Below are 24,840 nucleotides of genomic sequence, written 5' to 3'. Positions count from 1 at the left end.
GGTTATTTTTATTTTAGTTATCCCAATTTTGATATATCAAATTAGACAAAAATCATATAAAATAGATGGCTACATATCTTAATTTTCAACAAACTTTACTATAATTCGCGAATGAAAAAAATATTTTTATCCTTACTTTTGTCACTGTTAATACATTTTTTATTTCTTTTAAACTATAAAACCGAACAAAAAAACCATAATAAACAAGATAACAAAAAAATAGAAAAAACAGATATCAAACTTGTAAAGCTAAAAGAGATAAAAGAGCAAAAAACTACCAAAATTGAAGAACCAAAACTTGAACAAAAAATAGAGAAAACAGTAGAAAAGAAAACTGAAAAAGTAGTAGAAAAAAAAGTTGAAAAAGTAATAGAAAATAAAATAGAAAAGCCAAAAAATATTGAGCAGAAACCAAAAAAAGATGAGATAAAAAAGGCAAAAGAGTTTCAAAACAGAGTTTTAAAAGAACAAATTGTGGAAAATAAACCAACAATCCAAGATAAAACTTTAGAAAATTTTTTAAATCAAAAAGAGCCAGTTGATAAAAAGATATTAACTGAACTTGAAAAACTTTATGGTCAAGAGTATGATACTTTCACAAAAGTTCAAAAGGCTTATTTAGAAAAAAATTTAAATAACTTTCAAGCAATTACTCAAAAAGTTTTAAATCGTATGGGTTACCCAAAATTAGCAGCAAAACTACAAATTGGTGGAGTAAATATTGTAGAGTTTATGTTTCATCCTGATGGAAGTATTACAGGACTTAAAATCACTAACTCATCAGGATATACAATACTTGATGATTATAGCTTAGAATTAATAGAAATAGCCTACAAAGACTATCCCAGACCTACTGAGAAGACAAAAATAAAGTTTCAAGTATTTTATAGGATGTATTAAAATAGCTACAATTTCCTATCATAACTATATAAATCCATATATCTAAATGCTATTAAGTTTTCTAAAATTGCAAAAGTTACTATAAAATTTATAAATGAACTTCCACCATAAGAAAATAGTGGTAAAGGAATCCCAACAACAGGTGCAAAACCAATAACCATTAAGATATTTACACTCATATTTAAAAATATTAGTAAGCCAAGCCCTGAAGCAAAAACTTTGACCACATAATCATCTTTAAAAAAATAGTTTATAGATAGAAGATGAAATATCAAAAGAAAATATATAACTATCAAGCCAATAGCGCCTATGAATCCATATCTTTCAACCAAATAAGCAAAAATAAAATCACTTGTAGAAATAGGTAAAAACTTTAGTTGAGTTTGAGTAGCTTCATCACTCTCTTTTCCCGAAAGACCTCCTGAACCAATTGCAATAATCGATTGTTGAACATGATAACTTGGTTTTTCAGCAACTATAAAATCATGAATTCTCTTTTTTTGATAATCTTTTATTCCATAAGTATAGATAAATGGTGAAGTAACTCCTAAAAAAATAATTATACTAGCCCATATTTTCCAATTTACTCCAACTAAAAATAAAATTCCATAACCAACCAAAAGTAAAACTAAAGCTGTTCCTAAATCTGGCTCTTTTGCGATTAAAACAAAGGGCAATAAAATATAAAAAGAGAAATATAAAAAATCTTTTAATCCATATCCATTTTCTGGTGGTTGCCTAAGTTGTATCAAATACCCTAGCATTAGAATAAATATTGGTTTTATAAGTTCTGATGGCTGAATTGTTGCATGAACAAATGGTAATTCTATCCATCTTTTAGCTCCGAGTTTTGAGACTCCAAAAATCTCAACTGCAACAAGCAAAATAATTCCAATCCAATATAACATAGGAATAATTCTAAGCCTTCTTCTAATTGGTAAAAAAAATACAATAAAAAAAACAACTAAAGAAAGGGAATAATACATAAGTTGCTTATTTGCTAGAAATTCGTTTGTTTCACTAATTAAATGGTATGATAAAATTATCAAAGGTAAAACAAATATTATTAACAAAAAATCAAAGTGTGAAATAATTCTTTTATCTAATAAACGCATAACAAAAGAGTATCATAATATGTATAAATATTTTATTGCAACAAACATAGAAAGAGTTGATAAATTTCTAGCTTCAAATATTGATGCTTCAAGAAATCAAATAGAGCAATTAATCAAAAAAGAGTTTGTAAAAATTGATGGGAAAATTGTAAATAAAACTGGATTTAAACTAAAAGAGAACCAAAAAATTGAAGTCTTTTTTCCTCAAATAGAGTTTTCAGAAATAAAAGATGAAAAGTTTATAAAAGAGTCTTTAAAAGATAAGAATATAGAAATAATCTATGAAGATGAAGATATTTTAGTATTAAACAAACCATACAATCTAACAGTTCACGATGCTCCTAGTGTAAAAGATGCAACACTTGTTGATTGGTTGAAGCTAAAAAAAATTTCACTTTCAACAATAAGTGGAGAAGAAAGACATGGTATTGTTCATAGACTTGATAAGGGAACAAGTGGTTTAATCGTAATTGCAAAAACAAATGAAGCACATACATCTTTAGCAAAACAATTAGAAGATAAAAGTATGGGAAGGTACTATCTTGCTATTATTGATATGCCTTTAAAAGATAATTTAATCATAGAAAAACCCATAGGAAGAAATCCAAACAATAGGCTAAAAATGGATATTATTGAAAATGCTAGATATGCAAAATCAGCTTTTTTAAAACTATCTTTAAGTAATAATGAGAAATATGAATTAATAGCTGCTAAACTTTTTACAGGTCGAACTCATCAAATAAGAGTTCATCTAAACTCAATAAATAGGCATATCTTGGGAGATACTTTATATGGATTTAAGGGCGAATTAAATAAAATAAATAGATTTTTTTTGCACGCTTATATCTTATATCTAACTCATCCAACAAAAAATATAAAGATGAGCTTTTGTGCAAACTTACCAGAGGATATGAGTAATTTTTTAAAAACTAATTTTTCTAAGGATTTTACAAATGAAGAAATTAATACAACTAACATCATTAACAATTTTGCTAATTTTTGCTAGTGGATGTAGTAATGTTTTAGACTCTCTTTCTACAACAACTACACCAAAAATAAATCAATCAGCACCAACTGTAAACTACTCTTCAATTAAATCTCTTCCAGATATGACATCTATTGGTTTTGAGTGGCAAAAGGTAGATGATCCAAGAGTTATTGGGTATAACTTTTATAGAACTGAAATAAGTAAAGGTGAAACTACTTTAAAACTTATTGCAAAAATTGATAGTAAACATGCAACGCACTATGTAGATAGAGAATTAGAACCAAAAACTAAATATGCTTATCAAATCTCTTCAAGATTAAGTGATGGAAGTGAATCTCCTACAACAGAGGCTTATATAGCTGAAACTCTTCCTAGAATAAAACCTGTTGCTTTTGCTCAAGCTATATCAAATCTTCCTAAAAAAATAAAACTTCTTTGGGAACCACATCCTGATCAAAGAGTAAGCTATTACAGAGTTGAAAAGTACAATACAACTTTAAATGAATGGATCTATTTAGCAACAATAAACCAAAGATTATCAGCTGAATATATTGATACAGGACTTAGTAATGCTTCAAAACATAAATATAGAGTAAAAGCTTTTACTTTTGATGATGTTGAATCAGCACCTACAAATGTTTTAGAAGCAGTTACAAAACCAGCTCCAAAAAGTGTAAGTGGAGTAAAAGCATCAAACAATATTCCAAAAAAGATATTTTTAACATGGAGTGCATCTCCAACAAGTGATGTTGTACAATATGAGATACATAGAAGTAGTTATGAATCTTTTGGCTATAAAAAAATAGCAACTATAAATGCCTCTATTTTAGAGTACACAGATGAGCTAAATGAAGATGGTTTAAAATACTATTATAAAATTATCCCTATTGATAAAGATGGTTTAGATGGAATTTTTGATATTCCTGCTATAAAAGGAGAAACTTTAGGAAAACCAACTAAACCAAATCTTACTCAAGCTTCTATTCAAGGTGGAGTTGCTGTTTTAAATTGGAGTAGTTCTCCTAGAGCTGTTTCATATATTGTGACTAAAAAAACTAAGCAAAACTTTTTTCAATATAAATCAACAAAATTTGAAAATATAAGTGGAACTAGTTTTCAAGATAGTGATGTTGTAAGTGGAATTGATTATAAATATAGTGTTCAATCAGTTGATGAATTTGGAGTAGTTTCAGAATCTTCAAATGAAGTAAGTTTAACTAGAAAATAATTACCTAAGAGGAATAATGCCACACATACTATTTGAAAAAAAAGAGTTAATAAGTACACCATCTTTTATTGATGGTGTAGATTTCAAGTTCATTGCACAATCTTATGATTTTTCACAAAACAATAGAAAAATAGAGTATAGAGTTGCTACAAAATATAAGGATAAAGAGTTTTTATTAGCAATAAAACCAAAAGATGAAAATTTTATGATTAAAGCAGATAAGGTTACAAGACTATCTCCTGTAAGCCTTATAAAAGATGGTCTAAATGCCTATGTTAAAGAAAATGGTGCAAAAGTTCTATTTTCAAATACAAATAGTTTTAAAATAGAAAAAGAGGAAAAACACAAATATTTAAAAGATATAAACTATTTTGTTGATGAGTTCAAAACACAAAATGAAATTCAAATAGAGATTGGTTTTGGAAGTGGAAGACACCTTTTATATCAAGCAAAAACAAATCCAAATATTCAATTTATTGGTCTTGAAATACACTATCCTTCAATAGAACAACTCTTAAAACAGTTAGAACTTCAAAATATAACAAATGTTTTAGTTGTAAATTATGATGCAAGACTTTTTATGGAGTTTATAGAGTCAAATCAAGTTGGAAAAATATTTGTACATTTTCCTGTTCCTTGGGATAAAAAACCACATAGAAGAATCTACTCAAATGAGTTCGTAAATGAAGCTTTAAGAGTTCTAAAAGTTGGTGGAACTTTAGAACTTAGAAGTGATAGCAGAAACTATTTTGATTTTTGCTTAGAACTTCTTACTAATTTACCAAAAGCAAATATCTCTATTGATATAAATAAAGATTTAGAAGTTACAAGTAAATATGAAGATAGATGGAAAAAACAGGGTAAAAATATTTATGATTTAGTTTTAACTTCATTAAATGAGGATAAAAACATAGATTTATCTTTTAATTTTTCATTTGAAGATTCTATTAATTTTGACGAAATAATCACAAAAATTCCACAAAAAGCTACTATATTCAAAAACTTTTTTGTACATATAGAAGAACTTTATACAATTTTAGGGAAAAATAACTCTGGTTTAATAAAAGTTACAATGGGAAATTTTGATAGACCAGTTACAAAATATATTATAATAGAAGAAGGAAAAGCATCATATTATCAAGGAAATCCACTTCCAACAAGTTCAAATATTGATGCACATAAAAATTTAAAAGAGATTTTATTTAAATGATTGAAGCAACAAATATCTATTTAACTTATGATGACAATAAATATATTATAAAAAAAGGGAATTTCTCTATAAAACCAAAAGAGTTTATCTTCATTGGTGGAAATTCTGGAAGTGGAAAATCTACACTTTTAAAATCTTTTTATGGAGAGATTCCTATAAAACATGGTAATTTAAGAATTGCAGGGCAAGAAGTTTTTGGAATTGGTGGAAAAAAGTTAAGACTTCTTAGAAAGAATATAGGAATAATTTTTCAAGATTATAAACTTGTAAATGAGTTTACAATTGAAGAGAATATAATGATTCCACTAAAGATAAATGGTTATTCAAATGAAGTTTCAAAAGAACAAGCAAATAAACTTTTAGCTCATGTAAGACTAAGCCATAGAGCTGGTTATTATCCAAATGAACTAAGTGGAGGAGAGCAACAAAGAGTTGCAGTTGCTAGAGCATTAGCTCACAATCCTAAAATTATTATTGCAGATGAACCAACTGGAAACCTTGATGATTATTCAGCTGATTTAGTTTGGAATTTACTAAAAGGGGCAAATGAACAATTAGGTATAACTGTTGTTGTAGTAACTCATAGAGTTCCAAGAAATTTGGGTATAAAATTTAGACAATTATCAATTGATGATGGAATTATTTATGAAGTCTCTTAAAAATATTTTTGCCTTTTTAATTCCTTTATTATCAATGTTAATTGCTTTTACAATATATTTATTAATTAATAATGTTGTTGCAAACTATCAAAGTAAAATATCAAAAGATTATTCTATTATAGTAGTATCCACTTCGGTTTTAAGTAAAGAGAATATGTCAAAACTTGCAGGTATAAATATTGAATCTATTCAAGCTTTACCAAATGATAAAATTATTGGAAATATAAAAACAAATCTTTCTGAAAACTCTATTGAGCTTTTAAAACAAAAACTCCCAAATTTTTACCAAATACATTTAGAGATATTTCCAACAAGCACTGAATTAGAAGAGATAAAAAATATACTTTTAAAAAATCCTGATATTAAAAAAGTAGAAGTTTTTTATAAAAACCATAATCAAATCTATCTTCTTTTACTTTTAATAAACAGTGTTTCTTTTATTCTATTTTTTATTATTACTATTTTTGCAATAATTATTATTGCTAAACAGATTAAACTTTGGTTTCACGAACACCATATTAGAATATCTATATTAAGGCTTCATGGAGCTTCTATAATATATAGTGCAACATCTATTTTAAATTATGCAATGCTTAGTGCTTTTTTATCTTTTATTATAAGTTCAATTTTTCTATACTATGTTTCACATAATATGGAGATTCTATTTCCTCAAGAGTTACACGAAATTGTTGATATACAAATTGATTTAGGTTTAGAGATTGTTAAGCTATTTTTATTATCTTTTTGTATATCAATCTTTACCATTTTTGGTGTTTTATTAAAGTATAAGATTAATAATGATTAAGATGATTTTGACTCTATTTTTAAGTTTTTATTTTATAGAAGCTTCAACTATTGATAAAAAAATACAACAAAATAAAAAACAACTCGACACTACAAAACAAGAAGAAGAGACAAAAAATATAAAAATAAAAGAATTAGCAGACAAAATAGAGGCTCAAAATAGTAATATATCAAATTTAGAAAAAGATATAATGCAAGTAAATAAAGATATAGATGAACATCAAAAACTACTTGAAGAATCAAAAAGTAAACTAACTGAATTAAAAACAAAATCAAATAAATTAATTCAAGAAAAAACAACAAATGAAAGCCAAATAGTAGATACGATTGTAGAAGAGTTTTCTATTTCAATTGCATTAAATCTTGCTTCTGAAAACTCTTTACAAGAGTTAATAGACAATGAAATATATACTCTTTTAGCTCAACACTCAAAAGATAAAGTTGCAAAAATAAACAATAACTACAACACAATCACAAATGACTCAACAACAAATCAAAAAGATATAGAAAAAATTTCATCATATATAAATGATAGACAAAAGACAAAAGATAAATTAACAACTCTAAAGAAACAGCACTCAAGCTCTTTAGGTGATTTAGAAAAACAACACAAAGCTTATCAAGAAGAGCTAAATAAAGTTGTAAAAAGCCAAGAAAACATAAAAAATCTTCTTTCTCAACTAAATATCCTAAAGCTAGAAGAGGTTAAAAAAGCTGAAGAACAAGCTAAGGCTAAAGAAGAAGCGGAAAGAAAGAAAAAACTCGAAACTTTAATGAGTAAGAAAAATGAAAACAATCAAAAAGATGAGAGTTCATCTTCAGATGAAAATGAAGTAGAAATGCAAACAGCAGATACAAGAAATCAAAAATTTGCAAAAAATTTAAACCTTGATGTAAAAAAAATTGGCTCTTCAACAGATGGAGTTACAATTACAAAATATAAAGGAGAAAAAACTATAGCTCCTTTAAAATCTTTTAAAATTGCAAAAAATTTTGGAACATATTATGACCCTGTTTATAAAATCAAACTATTTAACGAATCAATTGTTTTAAAAAGCACTGAACCGCAAGCAAAAGTTGTTTCAGTACTAAGTGGTAAAGTTGTTTATGCAAAAAAAAATGCAGGAATGCTTGATAATGTTGTGATAATTCAACATGAAGGTGGATTACATACAATTTACTCTCATTTAGATGATATAGCCCCTACTTTAGTGGTAGGAAAATGGGTACAAAAAGGTTCTGTTGTAGGAAGAGTAAATGAAAGTTTATCTTTTCAGGTTACAAAAGATTCATCACATATAGACCCAAAAGAGTTATTTAACATATGATTCTAAAAAAAATCATTATAAAAGACCAAAAAGAGCTTTATAGACATAAGAACTATCTTTTATCTTTAGATTTAGAGTTTAATAGTGTAAAAAAAGAGTACTCAAATAGTAGTCATTTAGAGTATGATATTGAGTTTGAATTAATTGAGTTTTTAAATAATCATGAGTTTAAATATAGTTTTGTTAATGAAGAGATTAAAGATTTTAAGAAAATTATTTTAGTTTCATATAAAACTATTTATATAGATGAAAACACTATTTTCATTGTAGAGAAAAAAAGTAATGAAAAGCTCTATCTTTTACATAAAGATAATAAAAATATTTTAATTATTGATTTAAAAAAACAACTTCTAAAATCTTATAAAATCCTATATAAAGATGAAAGAATTTCAAAATTAAATATTCAAGTTCTTGAAATTTTAGCTTCAAATCAAGATGATTTTAAAGAACTTTTTACTATTTTCTCTATCTTAGAAAACCAAAATAGCCAAGATTTACTTCTACAAGATAAACTAAAAAAATTTAAATATTTCTGTATTACTAAAGTAAAAGAGTTACAAAAAGATATGTTTTTATGTAACTGTGTACCTGGATTTTTTCCAGAAACAAATTTTTTTATAAAAGGTGATAGGATTTACTCTAGTTATACAGATTTCTTTTTATCTTTTGATTTAGAGATGAAAGTTTGGAAATATTTATATCACAATAGAGCTTTTATTGGAGTTTATAAAGAGCCTACTTTACAAGAGCTTTTCTTAGGAAGAAAAATATATACAATAGATGAATTTTCTCAAAAAGTTAAAAGATTGATTGTAAATGCTTATTATACAGAAAATAATAATATTCAAATTACACTTTCAAATGGAGTTACAACTCAAAAATTATCAAAAGAGTTCACAAAAGAAGAGCTTCTAAGAAGAGTTATAGAAGCTAGAGATTAGTTATTAACTTATAAAAGTAATTTAAAAGCTTTTTCTATCTCTTTGTAATTTGGACAAAACTTTTCAACTAAAGAGTAAAAACTTTTAGAGTGATTTTTATATTTTATATGAGCTAGTTCATGAACAACTATATACTCCATAATATAGAGTGGATAACGCATTAATAAGATATTAAAGTTCAACTCATTTTTATAGTTACATGAGCCCCAAGTTCTCTTATTTTTTCTATATGAAATTTTCGTAGGAAATAGTTGCATAAGATTTGAATATTTTTCTACTAAAGTTGGAATAAATTTATCTATCTCTTTTTTATAAAAACTATCTAAATTTTTTATTTTTAAATTTTCTAATTCTCTTTTCTCTCCCAAATATAAGAAATATCCATCTTCTAATATTTTATTTTCTACTCTTTTTATATTTTCTAAAATCCACTCTTTTTTTCTAATAATTAATTCTTTGGCATCATAAATTGTAAAATATCTATTTGCTTTTATTTGTAATAAATCTTTACTTAAAACTCTTAAATAGCAATGCTTTATATGTTTCTTATTTTCCAATTCAACATTTATTAAACTATCATTTAAACTAATTTGAAAATTCAAAAAAAACCTTTAAGTAAATTTTGGATAAAATCCGCCCGATTATACCATAAGTGTAATGATAATTTAATTGAGGAAAACTATTATGAAAATTGCAAATAGAATGGAGAAATTAGCTCCATCACTTACTTTATCTATAACAGCTTTAGCAAATGATTTAAAAGCTCAAGGTAAAGATATTCTAAGTTTTAGTGCAGGTGAACCAGATTTTGATACACCACAAATTGTAAAAGATGCAGCAATAAAAGCAATTAATGAAGGAAAGACTAAATACACAGCTGTTGAAGGTATTAAAGAGACTAAACAAGCAATTATTAATAAGTTAAAGAAAGACCACAATTTAGATTATACACTAGATAAAATAGTAATTAGTAATGGAGCAAAACACTCCTTATTTAATCTAGCTCAAGCACTAATTGATGAAGGTGATGAAGTTATTATTCCAAGCCCATATTGGGTTACATATCCAGAATTAGTTGTTTATAGTGGAGGGATACCTGTATTCATTGAAACAGATGAAAATACAGATTTTAAAATCACTCCGAAACAACTAAAAGAGAAGATAACTTCTAAAACAAAAATTTTAATGTTAAACTCTCCATCAAATCCAACTGGTTCTATATATTCAAGAGAGGAATTAGTAGCTATTGGTGAAGTTTTAAAAGGTACAAATATTATTGTTTTATCAGATGAAATGTATGAAAAACTGATCTACAAAGGTAAAAAATTTACTGCAACAGCTGAAGTTTCAGAAGATATGTACAATAGAACAGTTACTATTAATGGTTTAAGTAAATCAGTTGCCATGACAGGATGGAGATTTGGATATGTTGCTTGTCCTAATGCAAAATTAGCAAAAGCTATGTCAAAACTTCAAGGACAAGTTACATCAAATGTAAACTCTATGACTCAATATGCAGCTATTGTAGCTCTTGAAGGAGAAGCAAATAAAGATATTGAAATGATGAGAGTAGAGTTTGAAAAAAGAAAAGATTATGCAGTAAAAGCAATAAATGATATAGAGAAACTATCTTGTTTTGACCCAGATGGTGCTTTTTATCTATTTATAAATATCAAAAAATTCTCAAATGACTCTATGAAATTTTGTGCAAACTTACTTGAAAGTAAAGGAGTGGCTCTTGTTCCAGGTCTTGCTTTTGGTATGGAAGGATATGTAAGACTATCTTTTGCTACAAGTATGGAAGCAATTAAAGATGGAATAAATAGAATAAAAGAGTTTATAGAAAACAACTAATGTCTCCACAAAAGAAAGCAACTGCTGTATCATCTACCGTTGCAGCAGTTCTTACTCTTCTTAAATTAGTTATAGGGCTTTTTAGTGGTTCTGTCTCTGTATTAGCATCTGCTGTTGATTCTATTTTAGATATGTTTGTATCACTTTTTAACTATTTCGCAATTTCAAAATCAGAAAAACCAGCAAATAAAGCTTTTAACTATGGAAAAGGAAAAATTGAAGCATTAGCTTCTGTTATTGAAGGTGTAATTATTACACTTTCAGGGCTTTTCTTACTCTATCAAGCATTTTTAAAATTTAAAAGTGGTGAAACTTCAAATTATTTAAATATATCAATCTATGTGATGATTATCTCCTTAATAATTACTATTTTTTTAGTTTTATACCTTAATACAATTGCAAAAAAGACAAATAATATGGTAATAAAAGCTGATGCTCTTCACTATAAAACAGATATTTTTAGCACTTTTGCTGTTTTATTATCTCTTCTATTAGTATATTTTACAGGTTATGAGCTTTTTGATGTAATAATTGGAAGTTTAATAGCTTTATACATTATCTATTCCTCTTATAGTTTAATTTATGATGGAGTTATGGTTTTACTTGATAGAGCATTAGATGAAAAAACTGTAGAAAAAATAATTTCAATAATTTTAAAATATGAAGAAGTACATAGTTTTCATCAATTAAAAACAAGAGAAGCTGCAAATAAAGTTTTTATAGAAGTTCATCTAGTTTTTAAAGATATATCTATATCTTTAATAAAAGCTCATCAAATTAGTGATTTTATAGAAGAAGAAATAGAGAAATTAGACTCTAAAAAAAAGTGGTATATTACAATTCATCTTGACCCTTATAATGACTCAAAAGTTTTGATGTAATTTAAAATATTTAAATTTTTACTAAGAAAAAGCCCAAGAGATTTAAATCTCTTGGGCTTTTATATTATAGATATTATCTTGAAGTTAAAAGAGTACTTAAGTGATCAGAACTTACTTGGTGGAAGTTTAAGTATTTATAAACTCCATCTTTATTACTATCATTTATTTTTTTAGCAACAATTGTTAAATACTCTTCAACTGTTGGTAGTTTTCCTAAAAGTGCAGCAACTGCAGCAACTTCAGCAGAACCTAAATAAACTTTAGAGTTTTTACCAAGTCTATTATCAAAGTTTCTTGTAGATGTACTAAATACTGTTGAACCTTCACTAACTTGTGCTTGGTTACCCATACATAATGAACAACCTGGAATCTCTATTCTAGCACCAGCTGCTGCAAATGCTGCATAGTATCCCTCTTCAGTTAATTGAGCTTCATCCATTTTTGTTGGAGGTGCAACCCATAGTTTTGCTTTAGCAACACCCTCACCTTTTAATACTTCTCCTAAAGCTCTGAATAATCCAATATTTGTCATACAAGATCCAACAAATACTTCATCAATATTTTTTGGTCTATTATCATCTGCTAAAATTTCACTTAAAGTAGCAACATCATCTGGATCATTTGGACAAGCTAAGATTGGCTCTTTAATATCATCTAAATTAATCTCAATTGTTGCTAAATACTCAGCATCTGCATCTGGCTCTAAAAGTTTTGGATTTTTAATCCACTCTTTCATTTTATCAGCTCTTCTTTGAAGAGTTTTTGCATCTTCATAACCCTCTTCAATCATTTTTTCAATTAAAGCGATATTTGAAGATAGGTATTCAATAATTGGCTCTTTATTTAATTGAACTGAACAAGCTGCAGCACTTCTTTCAGCTGATGCATCAGATAATTCAAATGCTTGCTCTACTTTTAAGTCTGGTAACCCTTGAATTTCAATAATTGTTCCAGCAAAAATATTTTTCTTATTTTTCTTAGGAACTGTTAATAATCCTTGTTTAATTGCATAATATGGAATAGCATTTACTAAATCTCTTAAAGTAATTCCTGGTTGCATTTTTCCAGAGAATTTAACTAAAACAGACTCTGGCATAGTTAAAGGCATCATTCCTGTAACTCCAGCAAATGCAATAAGTCCTGATCCAGCTGGGAACGAAATACCAATTGGGAATCTTGTATGTGAATCTCCACCTGTTCCTACAGTATCAGGTAAACATAATCTATTTAACCATGAGTGAATAACACCATCACCTGGCTTAAGAGTAACTCCACCTCTTGAGTTAATAAAATCTGGTAAAGTGTGTCTTAATTTAATATCTGCTGGTTTTGGATAAGCAGCTGTGTGACAGAATGATTGCATAACCATATCAGCACCAAAAGATAATGCAGCAAGTTCTTTAATCTCATCTCTTGTCATTGGTCCTGTTGTATCTTGGCTTCCTACAGTTGTAGCGATTGGCTCAACATACATACCTGGTTTTACACCTTCAACACCACAAGCTTTTCCAACCATTTTTTGTGCTTGAGTATAACCTTTTCCATTGTTTGCTGGTTGCTCAGGAGCTATAAATTTATCACTAGCACTTAATTTTAAAGCTTCTCTAGCTTTAGCAGTTAAACCTTTTCCAATAATTAGTGGAATTCTTCCACCTGCTCTCATCTCATCTGTTAAAGTATTTGGGCTTAATTTAAATGTAGATACAACTTTTCCATCTTTTAAAATTTCACCAGCATAAGGTTTTAAAATAATAACATCTCCAGTATCAATACTATCAACATTTGCTTCAATTGGTAAACATCCTGAATCTTCTGCAGTGTTAAAGAAGATAGGTGCAATAATAGAACCAATTACAACTCCTCCTGTTCTTTTATTTGGAACACCAGCAATATCTCTTCCCATATGCCATTGAACAGAGTTGATACCTGATTTTCTTGATGAACCAGTTCCAACAACATCACCAACATAAGCTAAAGGATAACCTTTTTGTTTTAATTCAGCCATTTTTTCTAAAGGTTTTTCCATTCTTGATTGTAACATAGCAGTTGCGTGTAATGGAATATCTGCTCTTGTAAATGCAACAGTTGCAGGAGATAAATCATCTGTATTTGTCTCACCTGGGATTTTATAAACAGTTAAAGTAATCTCTTCTTCAAGTGCTGGTTTATTTGTAAACCACTCAGCATTTGCCCAAGACTCAATAACTTCTTTAGCTTTTGCATTTCCAGCATCCATTAAAGCTTTTACATCATTAAATGAGTTATATACTAGAATTGTATTTTTTAACTCTTTAGCAGCAGCATCAGCAACTTCAGCAATTTTTAAAGCTTCAACAAGTGGTGGTACATTATATCCACCCATCATTGTTCCAAGAATTTCAATAGCTTCAACTTTTGAAATTACAGAACATGCAACTTTACCTTGAACAATATCATTTAAAAAAGCAGCTTTAACATAAGCAGCATCATCAACACCTGGATTAATTTTATTTTTAAATAAATTTAATGCAAACTCTGCATCTTCTACTTTACTAGCTTTTAAAAGCTCTACTAAATCAGCAGTTTGAGCAGCTGTTAGTGCAAGACCTGGTAATCCACCTTCACTTGCTCTTTGTGCTTCATGTGCTTTATAATCTTGTAATAAACTCATTTTTTCTCCTATTAAATTTAAGAATTTGGAAAAATTATATCACAAAGAGTTTAATTATCTTGTACAGTTTCTGTAAAGATTTGTACAACTTTATTTTTTGTAAATAAAAGTTACATATCGCAACTAATAATGATTTTTAATTGGGTTTTAAACAAAAAATTATATTTACATCTTGTACAATTATTGTACAAATATTTATATTATAGTTCATCTATTTTTTCTAATAAATTAAGTACTTACTTATTAAAACTACAATAATATAATATAAATTATTACTAAAAAGGCTAGAAATGATTCGTTCAAAACAAACTATTTTATTACTATTAAGTACATTTATTTTTATAGGTTGTTCTAGTAAAACTCCTTATACAAATAGGTCTCAAATGATATTTGTTTCATCTAGTGAAGAGATGGCTCTTGGTGAAAAATCTTACAAAGAAGCTTTAAGTGAAGCAAAAGTTATAACTAATACAACAGATGCAAAAAGGGTAAAAAATATTGGACAAAAAATAGCACAAGTTGCTAATAAGCCTGATTTTAAATGGGAGTTTAATTTAATTGAAGATAATCAAGCAAATGCCTTTTGTTTACCTGGTGGAAAAGTTGTAGTATATACAGGAATTTTAAAATATGCTAAAAATGATGATCAACTTGCAACTGTAATTTCACATGAAATTGCTCATGCCCTTGCAAGACATGGAGCTGAAAGAATGAGTCAAAGTATGATTCAACAAGGTGTTGGTATGGTAGGAAATATTGTAATTGGAACAGCTGCTCCACAATATCAAAATGCTTTTAATCAAGCCTATGGTTTAGGATCAAATCTTGGAATTATGCTTCCTTATGGAAGAATGCAAGAGAGTGAAGCAGATGAAATTGGAATTCATTTAATGTATAAAGCTGGATTCAATATAAATGAAGCAATAAAATTTTGGCAAAATATGAGTGAAGGAAAAAGTGATGGAACAGATTTTTTTTCAACACATCCAAACTCAAATACAAGAGCTAGTGACATACAAAAGGTTATAAATAAAATAAATACTAAATAAAGAGCTTAAAAAGCTCTTTTTTTACTCTCATACATATTTTTATCTGCGATATCAATTAAAGTATCAATATCATTTCCATCATAAGGATAAACACTAATTCCAAAACTAAAAGATATTTCAATAGTTAATTTCTCATTATAGTGCATTGGACTATTTTTTGAAACCTCTTTTATTCTATTTATAGTTCTATCTAAATACTCTATAGAATCAAGATTTTTAAGAAGAATTATAAACTCATCTCCTCCTAGTCTTGCAACTACATCATTTTCTCTAACAACTCCTTGTAGCACATCAGCTAAATGTTTCAAAAGCATATCACCAACATGATGTCCATAAGTATCATTAACTTCTTTAAATTTATTTAAATCAATAAAACAAATAGCAAAAATCTCTTTGTCTTTATTATATCTTTCTATACAAGATTCAAGTTTTTTCTTTAAAAATAGTCTATTAGGTAACCCTGTTAAACTATCATGATTTACAGCATATTCGAGTTCTGTCTCTATTTTTTTTAAATATGTAATATCTTGACAAATTACAATCTTTTCGGATTTAGTTTTAGATGAAATTGGAATAATATCAGCATGAAAAAATATCTCTTTATTTGCAAAATTTATTGCTCTAAAAATATGGCTATTTGCACTTATATTTACTTTATTTTCTCTTGAAAAAAAATAATTAGAGAAATGCTTTCCGATTAAAGCTTGTTTATCTACTCCTAAAAAGAAAGAACAAGCATTATTTACTTTTGTAATATTTCCTAAATGGTTAATATTAAAACTAATTAATTTCTCATTAATAAGATTATAATACTTCTGTTTAGACTCCTCTTTATAATATTTTTCCAAATTATTTTGATTTATTTTTTGTATTGTTTTTAAATAATTTAAAGAGTTACTTAACTGTTTTGAGAACATTGCAATAAAAACTTTATTATTAGATATTTCACAAAGCTCTATATTTATATCATAAAAAAGAGAATTCCTTGATATTAATGGAATATGAATATATCTCTTTTTTAAATCTACCAAATTCTTCAAATCATTTTCTAACCCTACAAACTCCCAAAAAATATCTCTTATATCTGTATTTAACTCTATTTTTAAATCATCTTCAACAAACTCTCTCATATTTAAAGAAAAATCTAAAATTTTAAAATCTTCATCAAAAATAATATAAGAGAGATTATATTTTCTAGAAACTATTGGAAGTAAAATATCTTGTTTCATTTTATTGTCCCTTCAATAATTTTTAAATTTAATATCTCAAAAATATCATTTACTAATTTATCCTCTTTTGCTGAAGTTTTTAAAACATTAATTATATTAGGAGATAGATTTTTTATATTTTCTAAATTTATATCTATATGTTCTAAATCACACTTATTTAATGCAATAATTATTGGAGCATTTACAACAGTTTTTTCACAAAGTCTTATATGCTCTTCTATAGAATTTATACTATCCATTCTACTTAAATCTGCAACTATTATAAAAGCTTTAGCACCTACTAAATGATAAGAAAAAATTGATTTAAACTCTGTTTTTCCTTCTATATCCCAAATCATCATAGTAGAATCATAAATTTCATCATTTAACTCTTGCTTTAATAATTTTTTTGAAATAGATACACCTATACTACTTTTATACTCTTCACTAAAACTATTATCAACAAATCTTCTTACAAGACTTGTTTTCCCTGTACCAAAATCTCCAACTAATACTATTTTATAGCTAAACATTATTCCCTACTTTTTCCACTTGAATACTACTTTTCTACCTTGCTCTGGATACTCTTTTTCATCTATATCTTTTGGAACTTCATTTAAACCTATACTAACCAATTTTTGAGAAATATTTCCTTTTAATTTTAAATATTTCATAATAGTTTTTGCTCTTTCATTTACTAAAGCTTCATTTCTCTCTAAAGTTCCACTAAAATCTCTAAAACCATAAATTTCTAGAACTAAATCATCATCTAATTTATGAAGTAAATTTATAATATTTATAAGTTTATACTCTTGATTTGGCGAAATTTCAGAAGAGTTTAAATCAAAATGAATAACTTCATCTATATTAGGTGGAATAATCTTTATGTCAAAATCAATACTATCTAAACCTTCAATAAAAGAGAATTGACTCTCAACATATTTTTTCTCAGCCTTACTAATAACTGAACCAAATATTTTTAAATTTGGATAATTATAACTATACTCTATTTTATTTCCATCTTTTTGATTTAGTGCCATTCGTAAATATGTAACTTTGTCATAAATATCTTTTGGATTATTTATATAATCTATAACTTGAATATTGTTTTCTATATTTTTTACTTTATCCAATTTTTTTATCTCATTAAAGACCATATCTTTATAAATAGTGTTTGGAACAACTCCATTTATAAAAATATCTCGATTTTTAACCTCTGCTTCAAGCCTATAAATTGTTAGAGAAGGATTTTTAAAAAGTAGCTCATTTGCCTTTTTTTCTAAATTACTATCAATAATATAGTTATAAATAAAATAAGAGATTATAATTAATATAACTATTGGAAAAATATAAATTATTGGATGAATTTTTTCATTTTTCTCAATATACTCTTCATAACTCAAAAGTGGTAATAAAACTTTATTAATATTTTCTAATGGTAAATCATCTAAATTTCCATTAAAATCTCTTATTTTACTTCCATATTTAGAAACAATTGAAGCTAAAGCCTCTTCTATTTTTCTATAAGTATCTTTTGTAATAGCTCCATCAACAATAGTGGCTAAATAACAAGTTGTTGCCGTTTCAATAATAATCTTACTTCCACCATAATCAATAGTATTTAGCTCTTTATTCTCTTCATTTTGTTTAATCCAATCATTTACAAAACTTCTAATAGCTGTAAGCATCGAAGCAACCATTTCAGGTTCAATAATAGTGCTATTTTTATTCTCTAAAGTCGTTAAAACAACTCCACTATTTTTATCTATTAAAAAAACTGTTTTTATATATGCTTTACTATTCTCTTTTATTAAAAGCTCTGTTTCACTAATACCTTGTGCTTTTGCTCTTAATTTTCTACTAATTGCTTTAAAAGAGAATCTATTTCTAATTTGATTATTAATAGAGTTAATCATATCTTCAAATGTTCTTGATACATACTTTGTAATCATATTTCCTATAATAGGATATAAGCTATCAACAACATCATCTTTTGAGGATTTTATACTCTCTTTTATTGCTGTTGCAACAACAGGAGATATTTTTTCTTTTATATGCTCACTACTATTAAACTCAAAGTCTAATTTTTTTAATTGTTTTTTTAACTCATCAAAATCTTCAAGCTCATTTTTTAATAAAAGCTCTTTTAATTTTTCTAGTTCATTCATTCTTAAACTACTCTTGTAGCTGTGGCTCTTCAATTAAATTTAATTGACTTTGAATATTATTTCCTTTAATTCTTAAAGCTGCTTCCATAATAATTTCAGCTGCATCATCTCTTGAAAGTTTAATATTGTTCATTTGTGCTAATTTTTCTTCAATAAACTCAAAAACTTCTAATTTTAGAAAATTCAACTCTTCACTTAAAGATTTTTTACTATCATTTTGATCTTTAGTAAGTTGCTCTATTTTTACACCTATCTCTTCATTTAATAAATCAATATTGTGCTGAATTCTTTTCTCTTGTTTTAAGTTACTATCCTTTATATCTGCTAATTCATCTTGCTGAGTTGTTGTTAGATTTTTAATTCTTTTTGATATTAACTCAACTTCATTTTCAAGTTTTTGATTAAACTCTTTTTGACTAAATTCAATTTTTGATTTTAAATCATCAAAAGACCTTTTAATATCAACTTCCAGCTTTTCAAATCTTTTATTTAGCTCTCTTGATTGAGAACCAAATAAAATCTCTCTAATTTGATCAACATTTCCTAATTCACTAGTTTCATTTGACACTTTTTTATTCTCTTGCATATTTAATCTCCTTAAAAATCTAAGCTATATTTGTATAAACTGCTTGAACATCATCATCTTCTTCAAGCTTTTCTATTAATTTCCCAATATCTTCTTGTTGAGCTTCACTAAACTCTTGAGGATTATTTGGAATTCTTTTTAATTCAGCTTTTGTAAGTTCAATTCCTAACTCTTCAAATTTATTATTCATATTTCCAAAATCTGTGTAATTTGCATAAGCAAGAACAACTCCATCTTCCTCTTCAAGCTCTTCAAGTCCAGCATCAATTAACTCCATCTCTAAATCTTCAAGTTCATAATTATTTGGTTTATTAAATTCAAAAATAGCCTTTCTATCAAAGAAAAACTCTAAAGAACCTGTAGGTACAACTTGCCCCTGTGTTTTATTAAAATACATTTTAATATTTGCAACTGTTCTAGTATTATTATCTGTTGCTGTTTCAACAAAAATTAGAACACCATGTGGTCCTTTACCTTCAAAATTTACTTCAGAAAAGTTTGCTGCGTCTTTTCCTGTTGCCCTTTTTATTGCTGCATCTATATTTGCTTTTGGCATATTTTCAGCTTTTGCATTTAAAATTGCAGTTCTTAAAGCTGAATTCATTTCTGGATCAGGAACACCTGTTTTTGCAGCTACTTCTATAGCTCGTGCCAATTTCGGAAATACTCTTGACATATTTCCCCATCTTTTCATCTTTGCTGCTTTTCTATATTCAAAAGCTCTACCCATAAAACAACTCCAATATAATTTAGTAAAATTAGCTTTTATTATAGCAATATTTTAATAATTTTTTGGTAAATCAATTTTATAATAAATTTCTATTAAAGTTACTTTGTACCAATTTTATATATAATGTTTGTTTTATTTTAAAGGATTTTTATGAAAAAACTATTTTGTATAATACTTTTTATATCTTCTTTTGCTCTTTATAGCAATGCTTCGCAAGATGATTTTGCAGATGATATAGAGAGTGAATTTAAGCCAATGAATAGTGTAGTTTTTGACCCATTAAGTGGTTATAATAGAGCTATGACATCTTTTAATGACGGATTTTATACACATATTGCTTCTCCTGTTGCAAAAGGTTACGCCTATATTATGCCAGAAACTGCAAGAACAGGAATAAATAACTTTTTTACAAACTTAATGTTTCCTATTAGATTTGTAAATAATCTTTTACAATTTAAATTTCAAAATGCTAGTAAAGAACTAGGTAGATTTATGGTAAATACTGTTTTTGGACTTGGAGGCTTTATGGATCAAGCAACAAATACTTTAGGAATGAAAATTTATAGAGAAGATTTTGGACAAACTCTTGGATATTGGGGAGTTGGTCAAGGATTTCATATAGTTTTACCAATTCTAGGACCTTCAAATTTAAGAGATGTTGTAGGTCTTAGTGCTGACTTAGCTTTAGCACCAACAAGTCAATTAGCACATAATACAATACCTTATAAAATACCTCAAGATAGCCTACAAGAGCTAGGAATTGATATTTTATTTAAAACAAATGAGTACTCTTTCCATCCGGATTTCTATGAAAAAATCAAAGCAGATGCTATTGATTTATATCCATTTTTAAGAGATGCTTATACTCAAAAAAGAGAAAAAGAGATAAAGGAATAATATGTTAAAAAATAATTTACTAAAGATTTCAATACTTTTAACCATACTCTTTACAAATAGTTTTGCACTAAAAAAAGATGAAATAAAAAAAGAGATGGAAAACAAAATCGATAGTGTTTTAATCATTTTAAAAGATAAAAGTATCTCAAAAGATGATAAGAAAAAAGAGGTTATAAATATTGTAAGTGATAGTTTTGATTTTGAACTTATGGCAAAAATAGCTCTTGGAAAAGATATTTGGGCAAGTTTAAATGAAGAGAAACAAAAAGAGTTTATAAAAACTTTTGAAGAGAAATTAAAAAAATCTTATAGTGATAAATTGGAACTTTACAATGACCAAAAAGTTAAAATCATATCTTTAGAACCTTACAATAATACAAGACTCCAACTCAAAACCGAACTTGTAGGTAAAGAGGGAACTTATAGCATTAATTACAATTTCTATGAAAAAAATGATGAATGGTATATATATGATATTGATTTAATTGGTGTTAGCATTATTCAAACATATAGACAACAATTTGCAGGACTTTTAAAAGAGAAATCTTTTGATGAAATGTTTGCTCAATTTAAAAATCAATAAATATGTATAAAAAATTTTATGATACTTTAATTTTTAAGTATCCAGTACTATTTTTAATAATAGCCTCAATTTTTGTAGGCTATTTATCTTATAATGCAAAAAATATGCAAATTGATGCAAGTGCTGAAACATTACTTTTAGAAGATGATGAAGATTTAAAATTTTTTAGAGAAAGTTTTAAAAAATATGAAAATTCAAATTTTTTAATAGTTACTTTTTCTCCTAAAAAAAACCTTTTAGATAATGAAACTTTAGAAAGTATAAAAAGTATCTCTAATGATTTCTTAAAGGTAGAAAATATCGCTAAAGTTGATTCTATTCTTACAGTTCCTCTACTTCAATCGCCTATTCGTCCTATTTCTGATTTAGTTGCTGGAGTTGATAGCTTAAGTACAAAAGAGTTTGATAAGTCTTTAGTAGAAAAAGAGTTTTTAAACTCTCCACTATATCAAAATGCTCTTGTTAGTTCTGATTTTAAAACAACTGCTTTAATACTTCATTTAAAAGATGATACAGAATATTTCAAGTTTATTGATAAAAGAGATAAGCTTTTAGAGAAAGAAAAAAATGAAAATTTAAGCCAAGAAGAGAAAAAAGAGTTAGAAAAAAATAACTTAGAATTTAAGGAATATCGAGAAAAAGTAAGAGTAAATGATAGTAGAAATATAGAAGAGATTAGAGAGATTATAAAAAACTATGAAGGTGAAGCCAAAATATTTTTAGGTGGAGTTAATATGATTGCAAATGATGCTGTTCATTTTGTAAAAAACGATCTATTAATTTATGGTTTAAGCTTAATTGTCATCTTTATATTTGTTTTATACTATATTTTCAAAAGTATTAGATGGGTTTTTATAGTCCTTTTTATCTGTTTTATCTCTATTTTAAGTACTGCTGGAATTTTAGGTCTATTTAACTGGGAAGTAACAGTTATATCATCAAACTTTGTAGCACTTCAACTAATAATTACAATGTCTATGGTAGTTCATTTAGTTGAAAGATATAAAGAGTTATATTTTAAATATAAAAATGCTAGCCAATATAAACTTACGATAAATACTGTTTTATCAAAGTTAATTCCATCTTTTTTTGCAATTATTACAACTGTTGTTGGATTTTCTTCACTTGTTTTATCAAAAATAGAGCCTGTTATTAATTTAGGGCTGATGATGAGTGTCGGAATAATGGTATCTTTATTTTTAACTTTTATATATTTCCCAATTTTTTTAATATTTATTGGTAAAAAAGATGAAATAGAGAAAAAAGAAAAACTAATTTCTTTTATTCCAAAACTACCTAATATAGTTTTAAATCATGGTAAAAAAATAATTTTTATAGCAATATTAACTACAATTTTTTCTGTTGTTGGAAGCACTAAAATATTTGTAGAAAACTCTTTTATAAACTATTTTAAATCTAATACAGAAATTTATAAAGGTATGAAAGTAATTGATGAAAATTTAGGAGGGACAACTCCTCTTGATGTAATTATCAAATTTAAAGATATAGAACCTCAAACAAAAAGTGAACAAGCTTCTAATTTTGATGATTTTGAAGATGAATTTAAACTAAATAAAGATGATAAACAATATTGGTTCTCTCAAGATAAAATGCAACTTATCACAAAAATTCATGACTATTTAAATAATATCCCTGAAATAGGAAAAGTTCAATCTTTAGCAACACTTTTAAAAATAGGAAAAACCTTAAATAATAATCAAGATTTAGATGGGATAACTCTTGCTCTAATTTATAAACAACTCCCAGAAGATTATAAAAAACTTATTTTAAGCCCTTTTGTAAATATAGAAGCAAACGAAGCTAGAATTACTATGAGAATTATTGATTCAAATGATAATTTACGAAGAAATGAGCTAATCAAAAAAATAAATCATGATTTAGAAGAGATTATCACAAATAAAGATACAACTTTTAGACTTACAAATCTTATGGTTTTATATAATAATATGTTGCAATCTTTGTTTGATTCTCAAATATCAACTGCTGGTGCTTCTATTTTAGTTTTAGCTATTATGTTTTTAATACTATTTAGAAATTTTAAAATGGTGATTATAGCTTTAATTACAAACTTAATTCCAATTTCACTTGTTTTTGGGATTATGGGATGGCTTTCTATTCCACTTGATATTATGACAATTACAATAGCTGCTATTGCTCTTGGAATTGCAGTTGATGATACTATTCACTTTATGCACAGATTCGATTTTGAGTTTAAACAAAGCCATGGAAACTATGCAGTTTCTATAAATAAAGCTCTAAATACAGTTGGCCATCCTATGTATCATACAACTATAATAATAGTAATTGGGTTTTCAATTTTAATGCTATCAAATTTAGTTCCAACTATATATTTTGGACTTTTAACAGCTGTTGTAATGATAAGCGTATTAATAGCAAATTTACTACTTTTACCAAGATTATTAATTATTTTAAAACCATTTAAAAAGGAGAAAGCTTTATGAATGTAGCAATTTATTGTGGTTCTGCTTTTGGGAATAAAGATATTTATAAAGAACAAACTATAAAATTAGCAAAAAAACTTGCACTTAATAATATAAATATTGTTTATGGTGGAAGTAAACAAGGACTTATGGGAATAATCTCAAATGAATCTTTAAAACAAAATAATAGAGTAATTGGTGTAATAACTTATGATTTAGCATCAAAAGAACTTGAGAATATGGATATTACATCAATTTATAAGGTTGAAACTATAAACCAAAGAAAAGCAAAAATGGAGGAGCTAAGTGATGCTTTTATAGCACTTCCTGGTGGTTATGGAACTTTTGATGAGATTTTTGATGTAATATCTTCTGCTCAAATAGGTCATCATCAAAAACCATCTGTTTTTTTTAATATAAATGGTTACTATGATAAATTAATTGAGTTTTTATACTCTTGTGTTGAAAATGGATTTATTGCACAAAGATTTGTTGATATGCTAATAGTTAGTGATGACATAGATGAAATAATAGAAAAAATAAAAACTTATAAAGCTCCAAAAGCTAAATGGGAGAAATAAGACAAAAATTATCTTGTT

23 protein-coding genes are annotated in these 24,840 nt (G+C 26.6%); 15 read left to right on the top strand and 8 right to left on the bottom strand.

Annotated features, from left to right (window positions below; translation table 11 throughout):
• Window positions 1–138: 138 nt before the first annotated feature.
• Window positions 139–900 (top strand): energy transducer TonB, encoded by a 762-nt coding sequence (locus AFAEC_RS04700; RefSeq protein ID WP_172658626.1) that lies wholly within the window; start codon window positions 139–141, stop codon window positions 898–900.
• A 5-nt stretch (window positions 901–905) separates the two neighbouring features.
• Here the strand turns inward: AFAEC_RS04700 and AFAEC_RS04695 are convergent, their stop codons facing one another.
• Window positions 906–2,015, bottom strand: coding sequence for an FtsW/RodA/SpoVE family cell cycle protein (locus tag AFAEC_RS04695; protein ID WP_026805780.1), 1,110 nt, complete (start codon window positions 2,013–2,015; stop codon window positions 906–908).
• Window positions 2,016–2,034: 19 nt separating this feature from the next.
• Here AFAEC_RS04695 and AFAEC_RS04690 point away from each other — a divergent pair, with 19 nt between their 5' ends.
• The 7 genes from AFAEC_RS04690 to AFAEC_RS04660 are packed head-to-tail and all read left to right on the top strand — an operon-like array spanning window position 2,035 to window position 9,173.
• Window positions 2,035–3,021 carry an RluA family pseudouridine synthase gene (locus AFAEC_RS04690; RefSeq protein ID WP_026805781.1) on the top strand — a complete coding sequence of 329 codons (987 nt, stop codon included), beginning with the start codon at window positions 2,035–2,037 and terminating at the stop codon, window positions 3,019–3,021.
• Window positions 2,969–4,231, top strand: a complete 1,263-nt coding sequence (locus tag AFAEC_RS04685) for a fibronectin type III domain-containing protein (protein WP_026805782.1) — start codon at window positions 2,969–2,971, stop codon at window positions 4,229–4,231. Before AFAEC_RS04690 ends, AFAEC_RS04685 begins: the two co-directional genes overlap by 53 nt.
• Window positions 4,232–4,247: 16 nt before the next feature.
• Window positions 4,248–5,441, top strand: coding sequence for a tRNA (guanosine(46)-N7)-methyltransferase TrmB (gene trmB / locus AFAEC_RS04680; protein ID WP_026805783.1), 1,194 nt, complete (start codon window positions 4,248–4,250; stop codon window positions 5,439–5,441).
• Window positions 5,438–6,100, top strand: coding sequence for a cell division ATP-binding protein FtsE (locus AFAEC_RS04675; RefSeq protein ID WP_026805784.1), 663 nt, complete (start codon window positions 5,438–5,440; stop codon window positions 6,098–6,100). The genes trmB and AFAEC_RS04675 overlap by 4 nt, the downstream gene beginning before the upstream one ends.
• Window positions 6,087–6,905, top strand: coding sequence for an FtsX-like permease family protein (locus AFAEC_RS04670; protein ID WP_026805785.1), 819 nt, complete (start codon window positions 6,087–6,089; stop codon window positions 6,903–6,905). The genes AFAEC_RS04675 and AFAEC_RS04670 overlap by 14 nt, the downstream gene beginning before the upstream one ends.
• Window positions 6,898–8,232 (top strand): murein hydrolase activator EnvC family protein, encoded by a 1,335-nt coding sequence (locus AFAEC_RS04665; protein WP_026805786.1) that lies wholly within the window; start codon window positions 6,898–6,900, stop codon window positions 8,230–8,232. The genes AFAEC_RS04670 and AFAEC_RS04665 overlap by 8 nt, the downstream gene beginning before the upstream one ends.
• Window positions 8,229–9,173, top strand: a complete 945-nt coding sequence (locus tag AFAEC_RS04660; RefSeq protein ID WP_026805787.1) for a hypothetical protein — start codon at window positions 8,229–8,231, stop codon at window positions 9,171–9,173. Before AFAEC_RS04665 ends, AFAEC_RS04660 begins: the two co-directional genes overlap by 4 nt.
• A gap of 8 nt (window positions 9,174–9,181) precedes the next feature.
• On the opposite strand, the gene AFAEC_RS04655 is transcribed toward AFAEC_RS04660, so the two are convergent.
• Window positions 9,182–9,775 (bottom strand): M48 family metallopeptidase, encoded by a 594-nt coding sequence (locus AFAEC_RS04655; protein ID WP_026805788.1) that lies wholly within the window; start codon window positions 9,773–9,775, stop codon window positions 9,182–9,184.
• Between the two features lie 82 nt (window positions 9,776–9,857).
• On the opposite strand from AFAEC_RS04655, the gene AFAEC_RS04650 reads away from it, so the two are divergent.
• Together AFAEC_RS04650 and AFAEC_RS04645 are read left to right on the top strand one after the other, a co-directional pair.
• Window positions 9,858–11,027: a pyridoxal phosphate-dependent aminotransferase gene (locus AFAEC_RS04650; RefSeq protein ID WP_026805789.1), complete on the top strand. Its 1,170-nt coding sequence runs from the start codon at window positions 9,858–9,860 to the stop codon at window positions 11,025–11,027.
• Window positions 11,027–11,908, top strand: coding sequence for a cation diffusion facilitator family transporter (locus AFAEC_RS04645; protein ID WP_026805790.1), 882 nt, complete (start codon window positions 11,027–11,029; stop codon window positions 11,906–11,908). Before AFAEC_RS04650 ends, AFAEC_RS04645 begins: the two co-directional genes overlap by 1 nt.
• A 73-nt stretch (window positions 11,909–11,981) precedes the next feature.
• Here AFAEC_RS04645 and AFAEC_RS04640 read toward each other — a convergent pair whose 3' ends face one another.
• The gene (locus AFAEC_RS04640) at window positions 11,982–14,558 is read right to left on the bottom strand and encodes a bifunctional aconitate hydratase 2/2-methylisocitrate dehydratase (protein WP_026805791.1); all 2,577 of its coding nucleotides are present in this window, start codon (window positions 14,556–14,558) and stop codon (window positions 11,982–11,984) included.
• A 290-nt stretch (window positions 14,559–14,848) separates the two neighbouring features.
• Here AFAEC_RS04640 and AFAEC_RS04635 point away from each other — a divergent pair, with 290 nt between their 5' ends.
• Window positions 14,849–15,607, top strand: coding sequence for a M48 family metallopeptidase (locus AFAEC_RS04635; RefSeq protein ID WP_026805792.1), 759 nt, complete (start codon window positions 14,849–14,851; stop codon window positions 15,605–15,607).
• A gap of 5 nt (window positions 15,608–15,612) precedes the next feature.
• Here the strand turns inward: AFAEC_RS04635 and AFAEC_RS04630 are convergent, their stop codons facing one another.
• From AFAEC_RS04630 to AFAEC_RS04610, 5 genes are read right to left on the bottom strand one after another with little or no spacing between them, the layout of a single operon-like run.
• The gene (locus AFAEC_RS04630; protein WP_051487542.1) at window positions 15,613–16,836 is read right to left on the bottom strand and encodes a sensor domain-containing diguanylate cyclase; all 1,224 of its coding nucleotides are present in this window, start codon (window positions 16,834–16,836) and stop codon (window positions 15,613–15,615) included.
• Window positions 16,833–17,348 carry a Rab family GTPase gene (locus AFAEC_RS04625; RefSeq protein ID WP_026805793.1) on the bottom strand — a complete coding sequence of 172 codons (516 nt, stop codon included), beginning with the start codon at window positions 17,346–17,348 and terminating at the stop codon, window positions 16,833–16,835. Before AFAEC_RS04625 ends, AFAEC_RS04630 begins: the two co-directional genes overlap by 4 nt.
• Before the next feature lie 6 nt (window positions 17,349–17,354).
• Complete coding sequence (locus AFAEC_RS04620; protein WP_026805794.1) at window positions 17,355–18,983, bottom strand: OmpA family protein; 1,629 nt, start codon at window positions 18,981–18,983, stop codon at window positions 17,355–17,357.
• A gap of 7 nt (window positions 18,984–18,990) precedes the next feature.
• Complete coding sequence (locus AFAEC_RS04615; protein WP_026805795.1) at window positions 18,991–19,569, bottom strand: hypothetical protein; 579 nt, start codon at window positions 19,567–19,569, stop codon at window positions 18,991–18,993.
• A gap of 19 nt (window positions 19,570–19,588) precedes the next feature.
• Window positions 19,589–20,299 (bottom strand): YebC/PmpR family DNA-binding transcriptional regulator, encoded by a 711-nt coding sequence (locus AFAEC_RS04610; RefSeq protein WP_026805796.1) that lies wholly within the window; start codon window positions 20,297–20,299, stop codon window positions 19,589–19,591.
• Window positions 20,300–20,449: 150 nt separating this feature from the next.
• Between AFAEC_RS04610 and AFAEC_RS04605 the strand changes: the two genes are divergently transcribed.
• The 4 genes from AFAEC_RS04605 to AFAEC_RS04590 are packed head-to-tail and all read left to right on the top strand — an operon-like array spanning window position 20,450 to window position 24,822.
• Window positions 20,450–21,196, top strand: a complete 747-nt coding sequence (locus AFAEC_RS04605) for an MlaA family lipoprotein (RefSeq protein WP_026805797.1) — start codon at window positions 20,450–20,452, stop codon at window positions 21,194–21,196.
• A 1-nt stretch (window position 21,197) separates the two neighbouring features.
• Window positions 21,198–21,779 carry a Tgt2/MlaC family protein gene (locus AFAEC_RS04600; RefSeq protein ID WP_026805798.1) on the top strand — a complete coding sequence of 194 codons (582 nt, stop codon included), beginning with the start codon at window positions 21,198–21,200 and terminating at the stop codon, window positions 21,777–21,779.
• Window positions 21,780–21,781: 2 nt separating this feature from the next.
• The gene (locus AFAEC_RS04595; RefSeq protein ID WP_026805799.1) at window positions 21,782–24,262 is read left to right on the top strand and encodes an efflux RND transporter permease subunit; all 2,481 of its coding nucleotides are present in this window, start codon (window positions 21,782–21,784) and stop codon (window positions 24,260–24,262) included.
• Window positions 24,259–24,822 carry an LOG family protein gene (locus AFAEC_RS04590; protein WP_026805800.1) on the top strand — a complete coding sequence of 188 codons (564 nt, stop codon included), beginning with the start codon at window positions 24,259–24,261 and terminating at the stop codon, window positions 24,820–24,822. Before AFAEC_RS04595 ends, AFAEC_RS04590 begins: the two co-directional genes overlap by 4 nt.
• The last annotated feature ends 18 nt before the right edge of the window (window positions 24,823–24,840 follow it).

The sequence above is a fragment of the Aliarcobacter faecis genome (assembly GCF_013201705.1).
GTDB classification, from domain to species: Bacteria; Campylobacterota; Campylobacteria; order Campylobacterales; family Arcobacteraceae; genus Aliarcobacter; species Aliarcobacter faecis.
This window is presented reverse-complemented; position numbering and strand designations above follow the sequence as displayed.

What these genes read in the sequence shown, in the direction of transcription:
- AFAEC_RS04685 (WP_026805782.1), top strand. Translation starts at nt 2,969, where the DNA reads ATGAAGAAATTAATACAACTAACATCATTAACAATTTTGCTAATTTTT.
- AFAEC_RS04595 (WP_026805799.1), top strand. Translation starts at nt 21,782, where the DNA reads ATGTATAAAAAATTTTATGATACTTTAATTTTTAAGTATCCAGTACTA.
- AFAEC_RS04640 (WP_026805791.1), bottom strand. Translation starts at nt 14,558, where the DNA reads ATGAGTTTATTACAAGATTATAAAGCACATGAAGCACAAAGAGCAAGT.
- AFAEC_RS04610 (WP_026805796.1), bottom strand. Translation starts at nt 20,299, where the DNA reads ATGGGTAGAGCTTTTGAATATAGAAAAGCAGCAAAGATGAAAAGATGG.
- trmB (WP_026805783.1), top strand. Translation starts at nt 4,248, where the DNA reads ATGCCACACATACTATTTGAAAAAAAAGAGTTAATAAGTACACCATCT.
- AFAEC_RS04645 (WP_026805790.1), top strand. Translation starts at nt 11,027, where the DNA reads ATGTCTCCACAAAAGAAAGCAACTGCTGTATCATCTACCGTTGCAGCA.
- AFAEC_RS04590 (WP_026805800.1), top strand. Translation starts at nt 24,259, where the DNA reads ATGAATGTAGCAATTTATTGTGGTTCTGCTTTTGGGAATAAAGATATT.
- AFAEC_RS04615 (WP_026805795.1), bottom strand. Translation starts at nt 19,569, where the DNA reads ATGCAAGAGAATAAAAAAGTGTCAAATGAAACTAGTGAATTAGGAAAT.
- AFAEC_RS04600 (WP_026805798.1), top strand. Translation starts at nt 21,198, where the DNA reads ATGTTAAAAAATAATTTACTAAAGATTTCAATACTTTTAACCATACTC.
- AFAEC_RS04625 (WP_026805793.1), bottom strand. Translation starts at nt 17,348, where the DNA reads ATGTTTAGCTATAAAATAGTATTAGTTGGAGATTTTGGTACAGGGAAA.
- AFAEC_RS04635 (WP_026805792.1), top strand. Translation starts at nt 14,849, where the DNA reads ATGATTCGTTCAAAACAAACTATTTTATTACTATTAAGTACATTTATT.
- AFAEC_RS04620 (WP_026805794.1), bottom strand. Translation starts at nt 18,983, where the DNA reads ATGAATGAACTAGAAAAATTAAAAGAGCTTTTATTAAAAAATGAGCTT.
- AFAEC_RS04695 (WP_026805780.1), bottom strand. Translation starts at nt 2,015, where the DNA reads ATGCGTTTATTAGATAAAAGAATTATTTCACACTTTGATTTTTTGTTA.
- AFAEC_RS04605 (WP_026805797.1), top strand. Translation starts at nt 20,450, where the DNA reads ATGAAAAAACTATTTTGTATAATACTTTTTATATCTTCTTTTGCTCTT.
- AFAEC_RS04630 (WP_051487542.1), bottom strand. Translation starts at nt 16,836, where the DNA reads ATGAAACAAGATATTTTACTTCCAATAGTTTCTAGAAAATATAATCTC.
- AFAEC_RS04650 (WP_026805789.1), top strand. Translation starts at nt 9,858, where the DNA reads ATGAAAATTGCAAATAGAATGGAGAAATTAGCTCCATCACTTACTTTA.
- AFAEC_RS04670 (WP_026805785.1), top strand. Translation starts at nt 6,087, where the DNA reads ATGAAGTCTCTTAAAAATATTTTTGCCTTTTTAATTCCTTTATTATCA.
- AFAEC_RS04660 (WP_026805787.1), top strand. Translation starts at nt 8,229, where the DNA reads ATGATTCTAAAAAAAATCATTATAAAAGACCAAAAAGAGCTTTATAGA.
- AFAEC_RS04690 (WP_026805781.1), top strand. Translation starts at nt 2,035, where the DNA reads ATGTATAAATATTTTATTGCAACAAACATAGAAAGAGTTGATAAATTT.
- AFAEC_RS04665 (WP_026805786.1), top strand. Translation starts at nt 6,898, where the DNA reads ATGATTAAGATGATTTTGACTCTATTTTTAAGTTTTTATTTTATAGAA.
- AFAEC_RS04675 (WP_026805784.1), top strand. Translation starts at nt 5,438, where the DNA reads ATGATTGAAGCAACAAATATCTATTTAACTTATGATGACAATAAATAT.